The sequence below is a fragment of the Streptococcus periodonticum genome (genome assembly GCF_003963555.1).
GTDB classification, from domain to species: domain Bacteria; phylum Bacillota; class Bacilli; order Lactobacillales; family Streptococcaceae; genus Streptococcus; species Streptococcus anginosus.
Genome location: NZ_CP034543.1, coordinates 1,469,249 through 1,491,184, shown reverse-complemented (window position 1 = coordinate 1,491,184; position 21,936 = coordinate 1,469,249). Strand labels below are relative to the sequence as shown.

The window sequence follows — 21,936 nt, the reverse complement described above, 5'->3', positions numbered from 1 at the left end:
CTTTGAGAGAATTTTAAAAATCACTTTAGAGGTTATCTAGAGTGATTTTTGAATTCATGTTATCTTTTTCTGGACGATTCTATTTTAAACTGTACTATACTAGATATGATAGAAAAGAGGAGTAATGGAATGTATCAATTGATTGCGTTTGATATGGATGGAACACTTTTGACTAGTAAAAAAACGATTGCCAAAAGCAGCGTTGAAGCGATTGGGAGAGCTCAAGATGCTGGTAAACAAGTTGTACTTTCAACAGGACGCTCTTTGTCAGAACTGCTTCCTTATGGAGATGATTTGCGCGGGATTCGCTATGCTATTCTTGCAAGTGGTGCATTGATTTATGATTTGGAGGCTAAATGCGTTTTAGCTAAGCAAACCTTGCCTGCTATAGCAGTGGATAAGGTGAAGGCGATAGCAGAAGCTCAAGATTTGATGCTGGTTTGTATGATTGACGGACAAGGCTATCTTCAAAAATCACATTTTGAGAATATTGCTAACTATTATATGGAAATTTATACTGAACTTTATGATAAAACAGCTATCTTGGTGGATAACATTTACGATTTGTTAGCTAAGGAGAGAGAGCATTTTGACAAAATCAATATTTATCACTTTACGGCAAGGGATCGAGATCAATCGTATGAAACTTTATTGTCTGAAAAGATAACGATGATAAAAGCTGAAGTAAGTGGTCTTGAACTAACAGCGCAAGGAGTTGAAAAGGGGCAGGGTTTAGCTCACCTTGCTCAAAAATTAAATCTTCCTATGGAGCAAATCATTGCTGTTGGGGATGCTGACAATGATGAAAGCATGATTCGCGAAGCAGGTTTTGGTGTCGCTATGGGAAATGCCAATGAGAATATCAAAGGTTTGGCAGATATTATTGTGGCAGATAACGACCACGGTGGCTGTGCGCAGGCTATTGATGATGTGCTTCTGGCAGATAAAATATAGGAACAACGAATAAACACTAACCCCCACTTAAGATTTCTCAATACTTAAGTGGAGGTTTAACTATCTCACAGTATTAAATACTCTTTCCTGAAGAGAGGTGGACGGGAAGAAAGTAGCCGGTTGTCACAACTTCTTCACCAGCAATTTTTCGAAGCAACAAATCTACCAGTAAACAAGCTATATCTTTCAATGGTTGCTGTATAGTGGCTAGTTGGGGATAGTAGCTTTCTACAAAATAAGTTCCGTCGTAACCGATGACTTTTAGATCCTCTGGAATTTTGATTTCCAATTCTTGAGCGACTTTCATGATTAAAATGGCTGTCAGATCATCTGAAGCAAAAATGGCATCAGGTTTTCTATGTTTTAAAATATTTTTGATTTCCATTTCTTTGCGAATAGGAGAGAAGTCACTTGATACATTGATAATTGGTGCATCAGGTAGAATGGAAGCAAAACCTGCATGGCGGAGACCTGTCGGGGAGTTTGAATTATCATTTCCGGTAATCATAATGATATTTTGGGCACCGGATTTGACCAAGGTTTCTGCAGCCAAGACACCACCAGCATAGTTGTCCGAAGATACAACAGGAATGGAAGGGGATAAGTTGCGGTCAAAAGAGATAATGGGAGCTGTTACACGGTCATAATCAGAGATGCCTAAGTTGTGGCTACCTGAGATAATGCCATCCACTTGATTGGCTTCTAGCATCTCCAGATACTCTTTTTCCTTACTTGAATTGTGCTCGCTATTGCAGATGATTGTCTTGTAGCCTCTTTTGAATAACTCATGCTCTAATTTGTCAATGAGTTCGGCATAAAAAATGTGACTGATATTTGGGAAAATCAATCCAATCAGTTTAGCGGATTTTCCTTGTAAGCTACGAGCGAGATTATTGGGCTTGTATCCCAATTCGCGCATGGCCTCATTGACTTTTGTAATCGTTTTTTCTGAGAGGTAGCCTTTTTTGTTAATTACACGAGATACAGTGGTTGGGCTGACTCCAGCAATTTTTGCAACATCAGTTAACTTCGCGACCATAATCTAATTCATAGTAAGTTCCAGTTGGATTTCCCTCGCTGATAAAAATACCGTTTTGGTTTTCATGAGGGAAAACGCGACCTGAAAATACTTTTTCTCCTTTGTTAATAAAAATTTCAAAAACTGACTTATCAATGAAGATAGTAGCAGTTGTAGCTTGGTTTTCAATCGTACAACTACGAACGGTACCAAATTCAAGAGCGTATTGCTCACCGGCTTGACTACGGTCAACTGTTACTTGACCATTTTTGATGTCAAAGCAAATGCGTAATCCCTTATGCTCTTGATCTGCAAAGAGGACGATTTCAGCTTGTGAATCAGCTGTAAATTCTAGTTCTAATTCATAGCAGTTCGTTGTCTGCGCTTGATTAGCAAATGTTTGGCTATTATCTGTGCGCAAGGATGTGATAGCTGGGACAGGGTATTGATAGAGTTTACCGTCTTTTAGGGTTAATTCTTTGACCAAAGAGAATGTTCCTTGGTGGTCGAAACGGTCGGATGGATAGGCAATATCTGGTAATCCTAGCCAGCTGACAGCTAAGGCGCGTCCGTCAGGAGCATTGAAAGCTTGAGTGGCGTAGCATTCAAATCCATAATCTAAATTTTGCAGAGGACTAGGTTCAACAATTGTTGCTTTCTTTGTGTCAAACGATTGACCTATTTTATACATATTTGGATAAATATTGTCATAAGGAGTGACTTTTTTTGATAAACCTTGAGGACAGTAGAGCAATATTGGCTTATCATCAATAAAGACAAGATTTGGACATTCCATCATGTAGGCGGTGTTGTCATTTTCAAAGTCTAAATTACCGACTTCTTCCCAGTTTGTATAATCGTTGTCAACCACTTTATAAAGCTTGATATAGCCTTTTTTGTCAAGGTTTTGTTCCCCAACAATGGCGTAAAATTGTCCGTGGTAGTTAAAAATCTGAGGATCACGAAAATGATCTGTAGCGTCCTGAGGTTGTTCAATCAAGACTTTGTTTAGTTTTTGAATATGTCCGTCTTTGTCCAGCAAAGCACCGATTTGGTAAGGGTGACGAACCCAATTCTTATCACGGACATTTCCAGTATAGAATAGGAAAAGTTTGTCATCAAACTGCATGGCCGATCCAGAGTAAGCACCGTGACTGTCTAATGGGGTGTCTGGCAGAACACGAACACCGGTTTCTGTGAAGTGTACGAGGTCATCACTTTCCAGTTGTACCCAAGACTTGAGCCCATGAGTTGCACCAAATGGAAAATTTTGATAGAAGACAATCCATTTTCCGTCAAAATAGGAAAAACCATTTGGGTCATTCAGCAGTCCCGTATCAGGTTCTACGTGGTAGGTAGCACGCCAAGGCGATGTAGCGATTTTATCTTTTATCTGTTGGATTTCATTTTCAGTCCATTGTTCATAGCGTTTGTAACGTTGTTCAGTAGTCCAAGCCAATCTTTTGTCCTCCGAGATAGTTTTCTTACTTATATAGTAAACGTTTTCTCTGAAAAAATCAACTTTTTAATAGAAAAAAATAAAATTTCTGCAAAACGCTTGACATATTTTGAAATCATGTTAAAATAATAGTCGTAGGAGCGATTAAATCGCTTTCATAAAAGTTAATTATTTTCAATAAGGAGATGCAAATGGAAAATAAGGACATTGCAAAAGCAGTCATTGAGGCCATTGGCGGACGTGACAATGTAAGTAGTGTTGCTCACTGTGCGACCCGTCTGCGTGTCATGGTCAAAGATGAAGCTAAGATTGATAAAGACAGAGTTGAGAATCTTGAAAAGGTTCAGGGAGCTTTCTTTAACTCAGGCCAATACCAAATTATCTTTGGTACTGGTACAGTGAATAAAATCTATGATGAAGTGGTAGCGCTTGGTTTGCCTACATCTTCAACTGGTGAGCAAAAAGCAGAAGCAGCTAAAAAGGGAAATTGGTTCCAACGTGCCGTTCGTACATTTGGTGACGTATTTGTGCCAATCCTGCCAGCAATCGTAGCAACAGGTCTCTTCATGGGGATTCGTGGTGCGATTAATAATGATACGATTCTTGGGTTATTTGGAACAACTTCAAAAGCCTTTGCTGCGTCAGACTTCTATACTTACACAGTTGTGTTGACAGATACAGCATTTGCCTTCTTCCCAGCTTTGATTTCTTGGTCAGCTTTCCGTGTATTCGGTGGGAATCCAGTGATCGGTATTGTACTTGGTTTGATGTTGGTAAATACCGCTCTTCCAAATGCTTGGGATGTAGCTTCTGGTGCTGCAAAGCCAATCATGTTCTTTGGTTTCATTCCAGTAGTTGGTTATCAAAACTCAGTATTGCCAGCCTTCTTCATTGGACTACTTGGTGCGAAACTTGAAAAATGGTTGCATAAGAAAATTCCAGATGTGCTTGATTTGCTTGTTGTGCCATTCTTGACCTTCCTTGTGATGTCAGTTCTTGGACTCTTTGTCATTGGTCCAATCTTCCACTCACTTGAAAATGTTATTCTTGCTGCGACAAAAGCTATTCTTGCCTTACCGTTTGGCTTAGCTGGTCTCATCCTTGGTGGTGTGCATCAGCTTATCGTGGTAACTGGTGTTCACCATATCTTCAACTTACTAGAAGCACAATTGATTGCAAATGAAGGAAAAGATGCCTTTAATGCGATCATCACAGCTGCTATGACTGCCCAAGCGGGTGCAACTCTTGCAGTTGGTGTAAAAACAAAATCTAAAAAACTAAAAGCTCTTGCCTTCCCGGCTGCTCTCTCTGCAGGTCTTGGAATTACTGAACCAGCTATTTTCGGGGTAAACTTACGTTATGGTAAACCATTTGTACTTGGTCTTGTTGCCGGTGCTGCTGGTGGTTGGTTAGCTTCTATTCTTGGACTTGCTGGTACTGGATTTGGTATTACTATTATCCCAGGTACGCTTCTCTATCTGAATGGTCAAGTTCTTCAATATATCTTTATGGTACTTGTAACTACTGGTCTTGGATTTGGTTTGACTTACGCATTTGGTTACAAAGATGCTGAAGAAGAAGTGACTGAAGCAAAAGAAGTAGTAGAAGCTAATGAAGCAGCTGCGCCAGTCCTTTCTGATGAAACAATCGTTTCTCCAATCGTTGGTCAAATGGTTGACTTGAAAGATGTTAATGATCCAGTATTCTCTAGCGGTGCTATGGGACAAGGAGTTGCGGTGAAACCTAGTGAAGGTGTTGTGTATGCTCCTGCGGATGCAGAAGTGACAATCGCATTTGCAACTGGTCACGCTTATGGCTTGAAAACGACAAAAGGTGCTGAAATCTTGATTCACGTAGGTATTGACACAGTTTCTATGAACGGTGACGGATTTGATCAAAAAGTTGCTCAAGGTGATAAGGTGAAAGCTGGCGATGTTCTTGGTACATTTGATGCTGCGAAAATTGCAGCCGCTGGTCTTGATGACACAACTATGGTGATTATTACCAACACAGCTGATTATGCTTCTGTTACTCCTGTTGCAGAGGGTACAGTAGCGAAAGGCGATGCTGTGATTGAGCTAAAAGCCTAACCGTATAATGTGATAAGAGGCTGAGCAAAAAGGTTCAGCTTCTTCACTTTTGGTTAACAAAACACATTAACACAGCGGTTGATTGTTTTCTTTGCTCGCTTCACGTCTCAAAGTTGTCAATCAACTGTGCAGGGGTGGGAAACGAACTCTTTCCAGTTCTTTCCCACTCCCTTTTCTTTGAAAAAGAGAAGAAAAAGTAAGATTTTTACTCAGAAGTCATACGATGATATGCTATAATGAATAGAGAAGAGAAGAAAACAAAATAAAAAGAGGTTTTGAAATGACAAAATTGTATGGAAGCTTAGAAGCTGGTGGTACAAAATTTGTGTGTGCAGTTGGGAATGAAAAATTTGAAGTGGTTGAGAAAACACAATTTCCAACGACCACACCGATTGAAACGTTGGATAAGACGATTGCATTTTTCTCTCGTTTTGAGAATTTAGTTGGTCTTGCGGTGGGTTCATTTGGTCCGATTGATATTGACCCTAATTCAAAAACGTATGGTTTTATCACGACGACACCAAAACCACACTGGGCAAATGTTGATATTGTAGGAGCTTTGCGGCGTGTTTTAAATGTGCCGATTTACTTTACGACAGATGTCAATAGCTCTGCTTATGGTGAAGTGGTGGCGCGAAATAATGCAGGCGGACGAATTGAAAATTTGGTCTATTATACTATTGGAACGGGAATTGGTGCTGGCGCCATTCAACGTGGTGAATTCATCGGTGGAACGGGTCATCCAGAAATGGGGCATTACTACGTTGCAAAACACCCAATGGATGTAGAAAAAGAATTTAATGGGGTGTGTCCTTTCCATAATGGCTGTTTAGAAGGGCTGGCTGCTGGACCTAGTTTAGAGGCTCGGACAGGTATTCGAGGTGAAAATATTGAACTAAACAGTTCTGTTTGGGATATTCAAGCCTACTACATTGCGCAAGCAGCAATTCAAGCAACGGTGACATTCCGCCCTGATGTGATTGTCTTTGGTGGAGGTGTTATGGCGCAACAGCACATGTTGGATCGTGTTCGTGAAAAGTTCACAGTTTTGTTGAATGGTTATTTGCCTGTTCCAGATGTGCGTGATTACATTGTGACGCCAGCAGTTGCAGGAAATGGGTCAGCAACACTTGGAAACTTTGTCTTAGCTAAAAAAGTCAGCGAAAAAGCCAAAGGATAATTGAGTAATTGAGAGCAAGTGAGTGAATATTGAATAAGCTTGCTCTTTTTTGATGAGAAAGAAAATGATTAAACCAATTGTAAAAGATATGTTGTTCTTGCAGCAGAAAGCACAACCAGCAAGTAAAGAGGATGTCGGAATTGGGCAGGATTTGTTCGATACCTTAAGAGCGAACCAAGATAAGTGTGTCGGAATGGCAGCCAATATGATTGGAGTTCAGAAGCAGGTCGTTATTTTTATGTATGGTATGGTGCCTGTTATCATGTTCAATCCTATTTTGAGAAGGAAGTCATCTCCTTACCAAGCGGAAGAGTCCTGTTTATCACTTGCGGGGAGTCGCTTGACAACTCGTTATAAGGAAATTACAGTTGAATATTTGGATCAACATTGGCGAAAGCAAACGCTGACTTTGAAAGATTTTCCTGCACAAATCTGCCAGCATGAACTGGATCATTTGGAAGGGATTTTGATTTAATGACCTGAAAACTCAGCTTTTATAGTACTGGGTTTTTAATTGGTCAAAAAATAGTTCTCATAGGAACTTTTTTCTTGACATTCGTTTGAATTATAGTAAAATAGTTCTCATGAAAACTAATTGGTTCTCTAGCGAACTATTTGAAAGGAAATCAAATGGAAAAACCATTATTAGAATTCAAGCGATTTGGACGGAAGACACATCTGATGATTCAAAAAATTGCCAAAGAGCGAGGGATTGAATTTATGGCGGGTCCGCAGGGGCAAGTATTGCATTTTGTGAATCACCGCGAAGACTGTGATAAGATGACCTTTATTAAAGATATTGAGCAGGAGTTGGGCATTACTAAGTCCGTTGCCAGTAATTTAATGAAGCGAATGGTGAAGAATGGCTTGATTTATCTGGAAGTAAGTGAGACCGATAAACGCGCTAAGATTATTCGTTTAACGCCGGAATCAAAGGAGCGCATGAATAAAATTCGTGATTTTTTTGATGAAATGGATCGTTGCCTATTGACAGATATTTCAGAAGAAGATTTGGTTACTTTTTTTCAAGTGATGGGGAAATTTTACCAGAATATTGAAAAATTAGAAAAAGGAGAAACGAATGGTTAAATTGTTTAAACGTTTAACTGTCAAAGAAGTAGGGATGATTGTCATCAGTATCTTGTTTACTTGTTTAACAGTTTATTTGGAATTAGAGGTTCCAACTTATATTTCAAAAATTACGGAACTCCTACAGATGAGGGGGACAGTAGTTTCTGATTTGTGGGATCCAGGTTTGAAAATGATTGGGCTGTCTTTTGCGAGCTTTCTTAGTGCTGTGACAGTTGGCTTTATTGCGGCTAGATTGGCGGCTAGCTTTACAACGAGTTTGCGGTCAGATATTTTCAATCGTGTACTGGATTATTCAGACGCTGAGATTAAGCGATTCTCTATTCCGAGTCTTTTGACGCGGACAACCAACGATCTTACGCAAATTCAGCTCATGATTACCATGGGCTTGCAAGTTGTGACGCGTGGGCCAATCATGGCGATTTGGGCGATTACGAAAATCATTGGGAAATCAGAATACTGGCTCTGGGCGGTTATTGTGGCGGTTATTGTGAATATTATCATGACAACAGTTCTGATGACGTTGGCCTTTCCAAAGCAATCTGTTATTCAACGGTTGACTGATAAGTTAAATAGTATTACGCGTGAAAGTCTAACAGGGATTCGTGTTGTTCGGGCTTATAACGCTGAAGACTATCAAGATGACAAGTTTGCAGGAGCTAATGATGAAGTGACTCGTTTGAATCTCTTTGTCAGTCGTCTCATGGCGATTTTAAATCCAATTATGATGGGGATTTCGAGCGGCTTGACTTTGGCGATTTATTGGATTGGGGCTTACTTGATTCAAGACGCAGCCTTACCAGAACGTTTGCCAATTTTTAGTGATATGGTCGTCTTTATGTCTTATGCCATGCAAGTGGTGATAGGCTTCATGCTTATGGGGGCTCTTTTTATCATTCTACCTCGTACCTTGGTGTCTGCCGGACGGATCAATGAAGTGCTTGATTTATATTCAACGATTGAGTCTCCAACAGAGCCAAAAATAGCGAAAGATGTCAAAGGTGAAGTGGTATTTGACAATGTATCTTTCCGCTATGCTAAAAATTCTGAGGCTGTTATCGAACATGTTAGCTTTACAGCTAAAGCAGGTGAAACCGTAGCTTTCATTGGATCAACTGGTTCTGGGAAATCCACTTTAATCAGCTTAATTCCTCGTTTCTATGATGTGACAGAAGGAAAAATTTTAGTGGATGGCGTAAACGTCAAAGATTATCAGCTGGAAGATTTGCATAATAAAGTTGGCTACATTCCACAAAAAGCTGTCCTCTTCTCTGGTGATATCAAGAGTAATTTAGACTTTGGGCAAAGCAATGAAAGCCCATTGGATGACGAAAAAATGTGGGCTGCACTTGATTTGGCACAGGCTAAATCATTTGTTGAAGAAAAAGAAGACGGTTTGCAATCTGAAGTTGCACAAAGCGGTACGAATTTCTCTGGTGGGCAAAAGCAACGTTTGGCAATTGCGCGTGCGCTTGCTCGCAAGCCTGAAATTTTGATTTTTGATGATTCATTTTCAGCGCTGGACTATAAGACAGACCGCATTTTGCGGGAAGAATTAGCGAAAAAAGTGAAGGACACAACGAGATTGATTGTGGCGCAGCGGATTTCAACCATTATGGACGCCGATCAGATTTTGGTATTGGATAAAGGGAAAGTAGTCGGTCAGGGTACTCATAAAGAATTGCTGGCAACGAACGCAGTTTATCAAGAAATTGCTTACTCACAATTATCGAAGGAGGAATTGGAAAATGGAAAATAAAAAATCGTCTTTATTTAGCCAAGTGAAACCTTATCTCAAAGGTTTTCAGCTTCCATTGCTCATTGCATTTGTGGGAGCGGCAGTGTCTAGTATTATTACAGTTTATGGACCAGACAAATTAAAAGAAATTACCAACCTTATCACAGAGGGGATGCGAAGTCAGATTGATTTGAAATCAATCTCCAACATTGCTCTTTTCTTAGCGATTTTGTACGCAGCAGGTGCTTTGTTAAATTACGTTCAATCTTTTATCATTTCATCTGTTATTCAGCATTTCTCCAAGCGCTTGCGGACTGCTATTGCTGAAAAAATCAATAAATTGCCTCTACGCTATTTTGACAGCCATTCCCAAGGGGATACTCTTTCACGGGTCACAAATGACGTGGATACTGTTGGACAATCTTTGAACCAAAGTTTAGGAACGGTGATTTCATCAAGTTTGCTGCTTATTGCGGTTCTCTTTATGATGTTTTACAATAATGTGGTCTTGTCCTTTGTAACGATTAGCTCAGTCTTGATTGGCTTTGTCTTTGTTGCTTTGATTATGGGAAAATCTCAACGATTCTTCCGAGCACAACAAGAAAATCTTGCCAGCGTCAATGGCTATGTGGAAGAAATGTACTCTGGGCATAATGTCATTGTCAGCTACAATGCCACAGACGAATCCAAAGTAGCCTTTCAAACACTTAATACTAACCTTTACAACAGTATGTGGAAATCACAATTCATTTCAGGGATTATGATGCCGCTTATGATGTTTGTAGGGAACTTCGGTTACGTTATGGTTGTTTTGGTTGGGGCGAGCATGGCCTTGAATGGCGATGTCACTATGGGAACGATTGTTGCCTTTATGGTATATGTACGGATTTTCTCTCAACCGTTGTCACAAATTGCACAAGGGATTACTACTCTTCAACAAGCTAGCGCTGCTATGGGACGCGTATTTGAATTTTTAGCAGAGCCTGAAATGGAAAATGATGAGCATAAAGCGCAACAACTCACGACCCTAAAAGGAGATGTTACCTTTGATAAGGTATTCTTTAGTTATAATCCAGATCGAACGATTATTCATGATTTCTCTGCCAATGCAAAAGCAGGGCAAAAAATTGCCATTGTCGGTCCGACCGGTGCTGGGAAGACGACCATTGTCAACTTGCTCATGAAATTTTATGAGATTGATAAGGGTCGCATTACAATTGACGGTGTTGATACAAAGCAAATGAAACGTTCTGAGGTACACGATGCCTTCTCCATGGTTCTTCAAGACACTTGGTTATTTGAGGGAACGATTAAAGAAAATTTGATTTACAATCAGAAAAATATTTCTGACGAAGCAGTTGTGGCAGCTGCCAAAGCTGTTGGGGTTCATCACTTCATCAAGACTTTGCCAAAAGGATACGATACGGTGCTGGACGATACAGTAAGCCTTTCTGTTGGGCAAAAGCAATTGCTGACCATTGCGCGTGCCCTTCTTAAAGATGCTCCATTACTTATCTTGGACGAAGCGACTTCATCTGTTGATACACGGACGGAAGAGCTGATTCAAAAAGCGATGGATAAACTAATGGAAGGACGGACTTCCTTTGTCATTGCTCACCGTTTGTCAACGATTCGTAATGCTGACTTAATTTTGGTTATGCGAGATGGCAATATCATTGAACAAGGCAATCATGAACAATTGATGGAACAAAACGGCTTCTATGCTGATCTTTACAATAGTCAATTCGATGAAGACGCAGAGTATGCGTAAGTTGAATTGAAGATAGTAAGTAAGACAGAAATTCTTCTTGGTCAAAATGATCTGAGAAGAGTTTCTGTTTTTTTGACTGTTGATTTACTTTTTTTGTTAGAAAAGGAATAGTTGAACTCAAACTCCCCAAGGTATCAGAATCCTTGGGGAGTTTTGCTAAATTCAATCTTCAAAACCATTTTTGTCAGACAGTTCTTTAAAGAAATGACCTGTATTTTCTCCTTTATAAAAAATTCTATATTATAATATTATAACTCTATATTTTTGGTAAAAAGCCAACCTTTTATTCGAAAAGCATAGACATTTATTTTAAAATATAGTATAGTTAGAGTATCAAGGAAAAAAGTGGTATGTTGGCAACCAATTCCATTTTAGGAGGTATTCTTCAGTTGGTAGATATAGCGATTGTTGGATTTATCTAGTATCCATTCTTTCGTATGCTGGACAAACAACCTGATTCTGTATTATAATGAGATGAATGACAGATTTGCAGGAGCTATCATATGCCTAAATACGAAGAAATAGCGAATATACTTCGAGATAGAATCGCAAATGGAGTCTACCCAGTAGACTCCATGTTGCCTATTCAGTCTGAATTATCAAAAGAGTTCGGTGTTAGCCGAATGACTATAAAAAAAGCTGTTGAGATTCTAACCATTGAGGGATTGATTTTTTCCAAACAAGGAAATGGGACGAGAGTGTTAAATTCATCCTTTTGGGATAAAGAAGATTCAAAATTTCGCTTGAATAACTACAATGGCTTGAGTCAAGGTTTAAAAAATGATGACCGAAAATTAACGAGCCAGATTATTCAATTTGCAGTTGAATTTCCAGAAGCTGAAATTGCGGAACGTCTGCAGTTGGAAACGACGGCACCGGTTTATAAAATTATACGATTGCGTCTGCTGGATGACCAACCTTATGTGTTGGAGCACACGTATATGCCGTGTGACTTGGTGCCAGGGTTGGATGAGAGCATTTTGCTTCAGTCTATCTATGCTTATTTATGGGATGAATTAAACTTAAAATTTGCCGGAAGTTATCGCCATATCACAGCTGAAAAGCCAGATGAATATGACCAAAACTATTTGGCTTGCCAAGAGACAGATCCGATTTTGCAGGTGGAGCAAGTTGTTTATCTGGAAACTGGACGTCCGATTGAGTATTCGAAAAGCCGCAATCGCTTTGACACGAGAGGGTATTCTCTTTTAGATGTTAAAAATATTTAAGTCATTTGTGCAATATTAAAGGAGGAAATGATGTCAGAACCATTATTTTTACAATCTGTTATGCAGGAAAAAATCTGGGGCGGAACGAAGCTGCGAGATGAATTTGGCTATGAAATTCCCAGTGATAAAGTAGGCGAATACTGGGCGATTTCGGCTCACCCGCATGGCGTATCTACGATTAAAAACGGTCGCTTTGCTGGTATGGGCTTGGATCAGCTCTATGCAGAACACCGAGAGTTATTTGGTAACAGCAGCGAGCCTGTTTTTCCGCTTTTAACCAAAATCTTGGATGCCAATGATTGGCTCAGTGTTCAGGTTCACCCAGATGATCATTATGCTATGGAGCACGAAGGGGAATTGGGAAAAACAGAGTGCTGGTATGTGATTGCTGCAGATGAAGGAGCAGAAATCATCTACGGGCACAATGCCACGTCACGAGAAGAGTTGCGCCAGCAGATTGAAAAGAAAGAATGGGACAAGCTCTTAACCAAGGTGCCAGTCAAGGCTGGAGACTTCTTCTATGTCCCAAGCGGTACTATGCACGCCATTGGATCAGGTATTTTGATTTTAGAAACGCAACAGTCTAGCGACACTACCTATCGTGTCTACGACTTTGACCGAAAAGATGATGAAGGCAATCTGCGTGAGCTGCATTTGGAAAAATCCATTGATGTGCTCAATATCGGTGCGCCGGCCAATAGCCGTCCAGTCACGGTGAAAGCAGATGATTTGATGTCAACGTTTTTAGTAGCTAGTGATTTCTTTGCTGTTTACAAATGGGAAGTATCAGGAAAAGTGGATATCGAGAAAACAGCTGCTTATTTGCTAGTAAGTGTGCTAGCAGGGCGAGGTGTGCTGACCGTAGATGGAGAAACGTATCCAATCGCAAAAGGCGACCATTTTATCCTACCAAGCGATGTGGAAGAGTGGACTTTCGAGGGGAAAGACCTTGAAATGATTGTTAGTCATCCGTAATAGCTTTTATAGAACATCAGAGGTTGAGGAAATTCCTTGACCTCTTTTATCATGAGACAAAGCATTATGGCATAGTTCTCTACTGCTCTACAGATTTTTAAAGCTATCTATGAAACAATTCTAACTGTATAATCCTTATATTTTTGCAGGAATTGTCAGTTATATTAAAAAATGATGTCATTTTCAGAAAACGTTGATAGTATTTCAGAAAAGCGTTATAATGGCTAATATTGAAAAATTTAGGAGAAAAAATATGTTTTCCAAGTTGAAGAACATTTTTATCGGGCGACCTTTGAAATCAAGTGATGAGGGAGATGAAGGGAATTTACTCACTAAGCTACAAGCCTTGGCTATGCTGTCAAGTGATGCTCTGTCTTCGATTGCTTATGGTCCTGAACAAGTTGTTTTGGTTTTGGTATCCGTATCTGCTGGTGCAATTTGGTGGTCTTTGCCAATCGGTATTGTGGTGCTGATTTTGCTGGCCAGTTTAACCATTTCATATCGTCAGGTGATTCATGCTTACCCACAAGGCGGTGGGGCTTATATGGTTACAACGGAAAATCTTTCACCAAAAGCTGGTCTAGTTTCAGGTGGTAGTTTGCTAGTTGATTATATGTTGACAGTAGCGGTATCTGTTTCTTCTGGAGCGGATGCGATTACGTCAGCAATTCCTGCTTTGCATCCGTACAATTTGCACATTTCGATTGTTTTAGTGCTGATTTTAATGTTAATGAATTTACGTGGCTTGCGGGAATCGGCGGTTTCGCTGATGATTCCAGTTTATTTGTTCATCGCAAGTACCGTTTTCTTAATTGGCTTTGGTTTATTGCAATTATTACTGGGGAATTTATCCTACCATGCAACAGCTCCGATTGGAAAATCTATCTCAGGTGTTAGTTTGGTTCTTCTGCTTCGCGCATTTACGAGTGGTTCAGCTTCTCTGACAGGTGTGGAAGCTATTTCAAATTCTGTACCATTTTTCAAAACACCCAAAGCTGAAAATGCAGCGAAAACCTTGGCAATTATGGCAGCCATTTTAGGTTTCATGTTTGCTGGTATTACTTTTTTAAACTACTGGATTGGCATCGTTCCGGTAAAAGGCGTTACAACGCTCGCTCAAATGGCGCAAGCTATTTTGGGAAATTCACCTGTTGGGCAGCTTCTCTTTTATATTTTCCAACTGTCAACAGCTCTCATCCTTGCTGTAGCGGCTAATACAGGCTTTTCGGCCTTTCCCATGTTATCCTACAATATGGCAAAAAATAAATATATGCCACACATGTATATGGAAAAAGGAGCACGCCTTGGTTATTCAAATGGGATTTTGACTTTAGCTATCGGTGCTATTCTTCTTTTGCTAATTTTTAATGGGAATACCGAACGGCTCATTCCACTTTACACTATTGGTGTATTTGTGCCTTTTGCTCTTTCTCAAACGGGAATGGTCGTGCATTGGCGCAAGCAGTATGGAAAACATTTCTTGAAATATTCAGTAGCAAATATTTTAGGCGCTGCTATTTGTTACACCATTGTAGCGATTTTGCTACTTTTTCGTTTGCGAGATATTTGGCCATTCTTTCCGATTATCATCGTTTTATTATGGATTTTCTTGAGTATTAAAAATCATTACAATAAAGTGGCGAAACAGCTACGTTTGAATGAAGAAATTGAACGCGTAGACTATGCAGGAAATCTGGTTTTGGTGCTTGTTGGAAATGTCACGCGTGTTAGTGTCGGTGCGATGAATTATGCGCGTAGCATTGGTGATGAGGTGATTGCCATGCATGTATCTACCAAAGAAACACAAGAAAAAGATGAAGAAGTAGCCAGTGAATTTAAACAATATTTTCCGGATATTCAATTTGTAAATGTGGAAACAAGCTACCGTAATATCATCAGACCAACCGTACAGTATGTGACAAAAATCGCTCGTGGTGCGCAGAAGAAAGGTTATACCGTAACAGTGCTAGTACCACAATTCATTCCAAATCATAGTTGGCAAAACATGCTACACAATCAAATGAGCTTGAAATTGAAATATTTTCTCAGATGGCATGAAAATGTTGTTGTAGCTAGTTATTCTTATCACTTAAAAGAGTAAGGACATAGAACGGTAGTTTTGAATGGAACTGCCGTTTTTATCCTTTTATTTTCTTGAAAGATATAGTGAAAAATGCTATAATGAAAAGAACATTTTAAAATAAGAATTGTAACAAGTAAGGAAAGAAATGGCGAATATTTTAAGAAAAATTATCGAAAATGATAAAGGTGAATTAAGAAGATTAGAAAAAATGGCAAAGAAAGTCATGGCGTATGAAGATGAAATGGCTGCTTTGTCAGATGAAGCTTTGAAAGCAAAGACGGATGAATTTAAGCAACGGTATCAAAATGGCGAGTCATTAGATGACTTGCTTTATGAAGCTTTTGCGGTTGTTCGTGAAGGTGCAAAGCGTGTGTTAGGACTTTTCCCTTACCCAGTACAGATTATGGGTGGGATTGTCTTACACCATGGAGATGTGCCAGAAATGCGTACAGGGGAAGGAAAAACCCTGACAGCAACCATGCCAGTTTATCTGAACGCCTTGTCTGGAGAAGGGGTTCACGTTGTCACAGTAAATGAATATCTGACAGAGCGTGACGCAACAGAAATGGGGGAACTGTACTCTTGGTTGGGGCTTTCTGTTGGTATCAACCTTGCTGCAAAGTCATCCGCAGAGAAAAAAGAAGCCTATGAATGTGATATCACGTATTCAACCAATGCAGAGATTGGTTTTGACTATTTGCGTGATAATATGGTGGTGCGTGCTGAAAACATGGTGCAGCGTCCGCTAAACTACGCTTTGGTCGATGAGGTGGACTCCATTTTGATTGACGAAGCTCGTACGCCTTTGATTGTGTCAGGACCAACTTCGTCTGATACGAACCAACTTTATCACATGGCAGATAGCTTTGTGAAGTCTCTTAATAAAGATGACTACATCATTGATGTGCAGTCTAAAACCATTGGACTTTCTGACTCTGGGATTGATAAAGCAGAAAGCTACTTCAAGTTAGAAAATTTGTATGATATTGAAAATGTAGCACTAACTCACTTTATTGACAATGCTCTTCGGGCAAACTATATCATGCTGTTAGATATTGACTATGTGGTGAGTGAAGAGCAAGAAATTTTGATTGTGGACCAATTTACAGGTCGTACAATGGAAGGTCGCCGGTATTCAGACGGACTTCACCAAGCAATTGAAGCAAAAGAAGGTGTGCCAATTCAGGATGAAACGAAGACCTCAGCTTCTATCACTTACCAAAATCTATTCCGTATGTATAAGAAATTGTCAGGGATGACAGGGACAGCTAAGACAGAAGAGGAAGAATTTCGCGAAACCTATAATATTCGGGTCATTCCGATTCCGACAAATCGTCCAGTAGCTCGTATTGACCATCCAGATCTTCTTTATCCAAGTATTGAGTCTAAATTTAAAGCGGTTGTTGAGGACGTGAAAGCTCGTCATGAAAAAGGACAACCTGTTCTTGTAGGAACAGTCGCAGTTGAAACAAGTGATTATATTTCTAAGAAACTAGTAGAAGCTGGCATTCCGCATGAAGTATTGAATGCGAAGAATCACTATAAAGAAGCGCAAATCATCATGAATGCCGGGCAACGTGGTGCGGTAACGATTGCAACCAATATGGCTGGTCGTGGTACAGATATTAAGCTTGGTGAAGGGGTTCGTGAACTTGGTGGACTTTGCGTTATTGGTACAGAACGACATGAAAGCCGTCGTATTGATAATCAGCTTCGTGGTCGTTCAGGTCGTCAAGGAGATCCTGGTGAATCACAATTCTACCTATCACTTGAAGATGAACTTATGCGTCGCTTTGGATCGGAACGGATTAAAGCTGTTTTGGATCGCATGAACCTCAGCGAAGAAGAGTCTGTCATCAAATCTCGTATGCTGACGCGCCAAGTAGAAGGAGCTCAAAAGCGTGTTGAAGGGAACAACTATGATACACGTAAACAAGTCCTTCAATATGATGATGTTATGCGTGAGCAACGTGAAATTATCTATGCGCAGCGCTATGATGTCATTACGGCTGATCGTGATTTGGCACCGGAAATTCATGCCATGATGAAGCGAACAATCAACCGTTTTGTGGATGGCAACAGTCGTGCAGAGCAAGATGAAAAATTAGAAGCAATTGTTAATTTTGCAAAATACAATCTTGTTCCAGAAGAATCTATTGAAATCGCAGATTTAGAAGGCTTGTCTGATGAAGATATCAAGGCTGATTTATACAAACGTGCCTTGGAGGTTTACGATAGTCAAGTGGCGAAACTTCGCGATGAGGATTCCGTCAGAGAATTCCAAAAAGTTCTGATTTTGCGCGTCGTGGATAGCAAATGGACTGATCACATTGATGCTTTGGATCAACTTCGGAACTCAGTTGGACTTCGTGGTTATGCTCAAAATAACCCAGTCGTTGAATACCAAGCTGAAAGTTTCCGTATGTTTAATGATATGATTGGTTCGATCGAATTTGATGTGACGCGTTTGATGATGAAGGCTCAAATTCACGAGCAAGAACGTCCACGTACGGAGCATCATATCAGCACAACAGCGACACGCAATATTTCAGCACAACAATCTGGCTTACCTAGCGATATTGATTTGACAAAAGTGAAGCGCAATGACTTGTGTCCATGTGGTTCTGGTAAGAAATTTAAAAATTGTCATGGACGCCACAGATAAGTAGTGTAAAGAGGGGGAGATTATGACATTTAAGGCAACTAGCGAGCCAATTGATGTAGCAAAGGTTCGTAATTTATCAAAGTTAGAAGGAGAGGCTTTAGCTAAAAAAAAGGCACGAGATCGTGAGTTAAATGCCATTATCCGTGGAGAAGATGACCGCATTCTGTTGGTCATTGGTCCGTGTTCTTCTGATAATGAAGCGGCTGTCCTAGAATATGCAAAGCGCCTATCTGCCCTCCAAGAAGAGGTGAAAGACCGTATTTTCATGGTCATGCGTGTTTATACGGCAAAACCTCGTACCAATGGTGATGGCTATAAAGGCTTGATTCATCAGCCAAATACCAAAGCTGCACCCAGCTTAATCAATGGTATTAAAGCAGTTCGAAATTTGCATTATCGTGTTATTACAGAAACAGGAATGACGACAGCTGATGAAATGTTGTATCCAGAAAATCTTCCGTTGGTAGATGATTTGATTTCTTATATGGCTGTTGGGGCGCGTTCTGTGGAAGATCAGCAACACCGTTTTGTAGCGAGTGGAGCTGATGTTGCGACTGGCTTGAAAAATCCTACGTCTGGAAATCTCAATGTCATGTTTAACGGGATTTATGCAGCGCAAAACAAGCAAAGTTTCTTGTTTGCTGGTAAGGAAGTAGAAACTTCAGGAAATCCTTTGGCACACGCTATTCTGCGTGGTGGGCTTGATGAGTATGGAAAAAACATTCCAAATTATTACTACGATAATTTACTAGATACGATTGACCAATATGAAAAAATGGGCTTGGAAAATCCTTTTATCATCATTGATACCAATCATGATAATTCTGGTAAACAGTATTTAGAGCAGGTACGGATTGTCCGTCAAACCTTAATCAATCGTGACTGGAATGACAAAATCAAAAAAATTGTACGTGGCTTTATGATTGAGTCTTACTTAGAAGACGGTCGTCAAAATGAGCCTGAAGTATTTGGAAAATCCATTACAGACCCTTGTCTGGGTTGGGATAATGCAGCACAGCTTGTACATGAGATTTATGATACATTAGGAAAATAATATGACATTTATTGAAAAGGGTCAGAAAATTGATATTGATCGTATTAAAGAGACGACACGATTATCTGAAGCAGCTTTGATCATTAAGGAAAAGCGAGATAAAGAACTAGCCGCTATTCTCCGCGGAGAAGATGAACGACTTTTGTTGGTCATCGGTCCGTGTTCTTCGGATAACGAAGATGCAGTTTTAGAATATGCTCATCGTTTGTCTGATTTGCAACAGAAAGTAGCAGACAAAATCTTTATGGTCATGCGTGTTTACACAGCAAAACCTCGAACTAATGGTGACGGTTATAAAGGATTGGTTCATCAGCCAAATGTAAAGGCGGCTCCAAGTTTAATCAATGGGCTTAAGGCGGTTCGTAATCTACATTATCGTGTTATCACAGAGACTGGATTAACAACTGCTGATGAAATGCTGTATCCGTCTAATTTGATTTTAGTAGATGATTTGGTAAGTTATCATGCTGTCGGAGCACGATCTGTGGAAGATCAAGAACATCGCTTTGTAGCGAGTGGTCTTGACGCACCTGTTGGAATGAAAAATCCAACGTCAGGTAATATGAATATTCTGTTCAATGCAATTTATGCAGCGCAAAATAAGCAAACTTTCCTATATCACGGTCAGGAAGTAGAGACATCTGGCAATTCTTTAGCGCATGCTATTTTGCGTGGGTCTATAAATGAATATGGTAAAAATATTCCCAATTTCTATTATGAAAATCTCTTAAATGATATTCAACAGTATGAAGAAATGGGACTAGAGTACCCTTTTATCATGATTGATACTAATCATGATAACTCAGGCAAGTGTTATTTAGAACAAATTCGGATTGTCCGTCAAACCCTAATCAATCGTGACTGGAATGAAAAAATCAAAAAAATTGTACGCGGCTTTATGATTGAGTCTTACTTAGAAGATGGTCGTCAAAATGAGCCTGAAGTGTTTGGAAAATCCATTACAGACCCTTGTCTGGGTTGGGATAATACAGTCAGACTAGTCAAGGAAATATATACTACCCTATCTAAAAATGAAAAATAAGAAAGATGGGGAGTGGATTTGTAAAATCTGATAGTATTAGTGCATTAAGTTTTATTTTAGAAAGTAACCGAGTCTGGCACACTTTTGTCCCAGCCTCTTTTTAAAAAGATGATTAAAGGACATGGTATTGATATAGAGGAAATTTCTTCTATTCAAAAAGTTTATGAAAAAAATGCTCGCTTCGCCAAGAAAGTTTTGACTGTTGCTGAATTTGCACGGTTTGAAGAACTTTCTGGTAGGCGAAAAATGGAATATTTGGCAGGACGTTGGTCTGCTAAAGAGGCTTTTTCTAAAGCATGGGGGACTGGAATTGGTTGTGTCACTTTTCAGGATTTAGAAATTTTAAACAATGAAAAGGGAGCGCCTATTTTTACTAAGTCGCCTTTTTCTGGCAAGGTCTGGGTGTCGCTCAGCCATGCAGGTAATATTGTTACAGCTAGTGTTATTTTGGAGGAACATCATGAAAACGAGTCATCATCGACCTACTAGGGCTGTTGTGGATTTAGCTGCTATCCGCTTTAATATTAAACAAATTGCAGCGCATATTCCAAACAATGTGGAAAAATGGGCTGTTGTCAAGGCAGATGCCTATGGTCACGGTGCAGTTGCTGTTACGCAATCTATTGAGCCAATTGTGGATGGCTTTTGTGTTTCCAATATTGATGAAGCTGTAGAGTTGCGTGATGCCGGCATTACGAAAAAAATTTTGGTATTAGGAGTGTCAGATGTTCATGCCATTTCATTGGCAATTGAACGCAAAGTGACCTGTACCGTTGCTAGTTTAGAATGGATTGATTTGCTGCTACAGTCAAATATAGATGTAGCTGGTTTGGCTGTTCACATAAAAATTGATTCTGGGATGGGACGGATTGGTTTTCGAGATAGTCAAGATGCTCAAGAAGCCATTCATCGTTTGGAAAAAGCAGGTGCTCAGGTAGAAGGCATCTTCACCCATTTTGCAACAGCTGATGAAGCAGATACGCATAAGTTTGAAGCACAGTTGGCACGTTTTAAAGAAATTTTAGGGCAACTAGAAACCGTTCCACCGATTGTTCACGCTAGTAATTCTGCAACGACTCTTTGGCATGCAGATACTGTGATGAATGCAGTGCGTCTGGGTGATATTATCTATGGTCTCAATCCTAGCGGTCGTACCTTGCAGCTTCCTTATGAAATGAAGCCGGCTCTTTCTCTAGTTTCAGAATTGGTTCATGTCAAGCAATTAGAAGCAGGAGCAGATGTGGGGTACGGAGCTACTTATACGAGTGAAAATTCGCAGTATATTGGAACGGTTCCGTTGGGATATGCAGACGGTTGGACGCGAGATATGCAAGGTTTTGATGTTCTAATTGACGGACAATCTTGTCCCATTGTTGGTCGTGTGTCTATGGATCAGATTACCGTTCGTCTACCTAAAGCTTGTCCTATTGGTACACCTGTCGTTTTTATCGGAGAAAGTGGCAAAGAATCCATTTCTGCAACAGATGTAGCAGAAAAACGAGGAACGATTAACTACGAGGTGCTTTGTTTGATTAGCGACCGTGTGCCTAGAGTTTATAAAAATTGATTGAAACTAAAAAGCAGTTGGA

17 protein-coding genes are annotated in these 21,936 nt (G+C 39.9%); 15 read left to right on the top strand and 2 right to left on the bottom strand.

The annotated features are described in order from the left end of the window. The first annotated feature begins 129 nt into the window (after nucleotides 1–129). On the top strand, nucleotides 130–954 hold the full coding sequence (locus EHW89_RS07290; protein ID WP_117644841.1) for a Cof-type HAD-IIB family hydrolase: 825 nt from the start codon (nucleotides 130–132) through the stop codon (nucleotides 952–954). A gap of 73 nt (nucleotides 955–1,027) precedes the next feature. Here the strand turns inward: EHW89_RS07290 and EHW89_RS07285 are convergent, their stop codons facing one another. Next, nucleotides 1,028–1,993, bottom strand: coding sequence for a LacI family DNA-binding transcriptional regulator (locus EHW89_RS07285; RefSeq protein WP_003026172.1), 966 nt, complete (start codon nucleotides 1,991–1,993; stop codon nucleotides 1,028–1,030). Next, a complete protein-coding gene (locus EHW89_RS07280; RefSeq protein ID WP_126467584.1) occupies nucleotides 1,974–3,431 on the bottom strand; it encodes a sucrose-6-phosphate hydrolase in 1,458 nt (485 codons plus the stop codon). Before EHW89_RS07280 ends, EHW89_RS07285 begins: the two co-directional genes overlap by 20 nt. A gap of 191 nt (nucleotides 3,432–3,622) precedes the next feature. Here EHW89_RS07280 and EHW89_RS07275 point away from each other — a divergent pair, with 191 nt between their 5' ends. From EHW89_RS07275 to alr, 14 genes are all read left to right on the top strand, one after another. Further along, nucleotides 3,623–5,521, top strand: a complete 1,899-nt coding sequence (locus EHW89_RS07275) for a sucrose-specific PTS transporter subunit IIBC (protein ID WP_022525147.1) — start codon at nucleotides 3,623–3,625, stop codon at nucleotides 5,519–5,521. A gap of 280 nt (nucleotides 5,522–5,801) precedes the next feature. After that, nucleotides 5,802–6,701 carry a fructokinase ScrK gene (gene scrK, locus EHW89_RS07270; RefSeq protein WP_126467582.1) on the top strand — a complete coding sequence of 300 codons (900 nt, stop codon included), beginning with the start codon at nucleotides 5,802–5,804 and terminating at the stop codon, nucleotides 6,699–6,701. Nucleotides 6,702–6,765: 64 nt separating this feature from the next. After that, nucleotides 6,766–7,176: a peptide deformylase gene (locus EHW89_RS07265; RefSeq protein ID WP_126467580.1), complete on the top strand. Its 411-nt coding sequence runs from the start codon at nucleotides 6,766–6,768 to the stop codon at nucleotides 7,174–7,176. 155 nt (nucleotides 7,177–7,331) lie between these two features. Continuing rightward, nucleotides 7,332–7,790 carry a MarR family winged helix-turn-helix transcriptional regulator gene (locus EHW89_RS07260; protein ID WP_003039423.1) on the top strand — a complete coding sequence of 153 codons (459 nt, stop codon included), beginning with the start codon at nucleotides 7,332–7,334 and terminating at the stop codon, nucleotides 7,788–7,790. Then, nucleotides 7,783–9,549 (top strand): ABC transporter ATP-binding protein, encoded by a 1,767-nt coding sequence (locus tag EHW89_RS07255; protein ID WP_126467578.1) that lies wholly within the window; start codon nucleotides 7,783–7,785, stop codon nucleotides 9,547–9,549. The genes EHW89_RS07260 and EHW89_RS07255 overlap by 8 nt, the downstream gene beginning before the upstream one ends. Further along, entirely contained in the window at nucleotides 9,539–11,299 is a 1,761-nt protein-coding gene (locus tag EHW89_RS07250) for an ABC transporter ATP-binding protein (RefSeq protein WP_126467576.1), read from the top strand. Before EHW89_RS07255 ends, EHW89_RS07250 begins: the two co-directional genes overlap by 11 nt. 503 nt (nucleotides 11,300–11,802) lie before the next feature. After that, nucleotides 11,803–12,528 carry a GntR family transcriptional regulator gene (locus tag EHW89_RS07245; RefSeq protein WP_126467574.1) on the top strand — a complete coding sequence of 242 codons (726 nt, stop codon included), beginning with the start codon at nucleotides 11,803–11,805 and terminating at the stop codon, nucleotides 12,526–12,528. A 30-nt stretch (nucleotides 12,529–12,558) separates the two neighbouring features. Further along, on the top strand, nucleotides 12,559–13,503 hold the full coding sequence (gene manA / locus EHW89_RS07240) for a mannose-6-phosphate isomerase, class I (RefSeq protein WP_126468091.1): 945 nt from the start codon (nucleotides 12,559–12,561) through the stop codon (nucleotides 13,501–13,503). A 253-nt stretch (nucleotides 13,504–13,756) separates the two neighbouring features. Continuing rightward, nucleotides 13,757–15,604, top strand: a complete 1,848-nt coding sequence (locus tag EHW89_RS07235; protein WP_126467572.1) for an APC family permease — start codon at nucleotides 13,757–13,759, stop codon at nucleotides 15,602–15,604. Nucleotides 15,605–15,731: 127 nt separating this feature from the next. After that, the gene (secA, locus tag EHW89_RS07230) at nucleotides 15,732–18,251 is read left to right on the top strand and encodes a preprotein translocase subunit SecA (protein ID WP_126467570.1); all 2,520 of its coding nucleotides are present in this window, start codon (nucleotides 15,732–15,734) and stop codon (nucleotides 18,249–18,251) included. A 22-nt stretch (nucleotides 18,252–18,273) separates the two neighbouring features. Next, the gene (locus EHW89_RS07225; protein ID WP_126467568.1) at nucleotides 18,274–19,305 is read left to right on the top strand and encodes a 3-deoxy-7-phosphoheptulonate synthase; all 1,032 of its coding nucleotides are present in this window, start codon (nucleotides 18,274–18,276) and stop codon (nucleotides 19,303–19,305) included. 1 nt (nucleotide 19,306) lies between these two features. Beyond that, the gene (locus EHW89_RS07220; RefSeq protein WP_126467566.1) at nucleotides 19,307–20,347 is read left to right on the top strand and encodes a 3-deoxy-7-phosphoheptulonate synthase; all 1,041 of its coding nucleotides are present in this window, start codon (nucleotides 19,307–19,309) and stop codon (nucleotides 20,345–20,347) included. Between the two features lie 108 nt (nucleotides 20,348–20,455). Then, nucleotides 20,456–20,836, top strand: coding sequence for a holo-ACP synthase (gene acpS / locus EHW89_RS07215; protein ID WP_022526544.1), 381 nt, complete (start codon nucleotides 20,456–20,458; stop codon nucleotides 20,834–20,836). Then, nucleotides 20,808–21,914: an alanine racemase gene (alr, locus tag EHW89_RS07210; RefSeq protein ID WP_022526543.1), complete on the top strand. Its 1,107-nt coding sequence runs from the start codon at nucleotides 20,808–20,810 to the stop codon at nucleotides 21,912–21,914. Before acpS ends, alr begins: the two co-directional genes overlap by 29 nt. Nucleotides 21,915–21,936: the final 22 nt, after the last annotated feature.